We start from the raw sequence: 259 nt of genomic DNA, 5'->3' as shown, positions 1-259 counted from the left end.
ACTAATTGCCCGTGAGGCTTGACCATATAACACCCAAACAATTTGTGTGTTAGACGGTGAAGTCGACGAACCGAAAGTTCGTGTGAACCGCAAATACCTGTCACATACCCGAATCAGGGTGAGCGTGAGCGCAAGCCACGAGCATCCGAAAGAATTGCTTGACGACCATAGAGCGTTGGAACCACCTGATCCCATCCCGAACTCAGCAGTGAAACGACGCATCGCCGATGGTAGTGTGGGGTTTCCCCATGTGAGAGTA

Annotated in this window: 1 rRNA gene; it reads left to right on the top strand. The window is 51.4% G+C overall.

The annotated features are described in order from the left end of the window. Positions 1 to 157 precede the first annotated feature (157 nt). Positions 158 to 259 (top strand): 5S ribosomal RNA (rrf, locus tag QSJ95_RS32730); the annotation flags it as partial.

Source organism: Pseudomonas sp. NBRC 100443 (genome assembly GCF_030268185.1).
GTDB classification, from domain to species: Bacteria; Pseudomonadota; Gammaproteobacteria; order Pseudomonadales; family Pseudomonadaceae; genus Pseudomonas; species Pseudomonas citronellolis.
The sequence above is the reverse complement of the archived record's forward strand: the minus strand, read 5'-3'. Positions and strand labels throughout refer to the sequence as shown.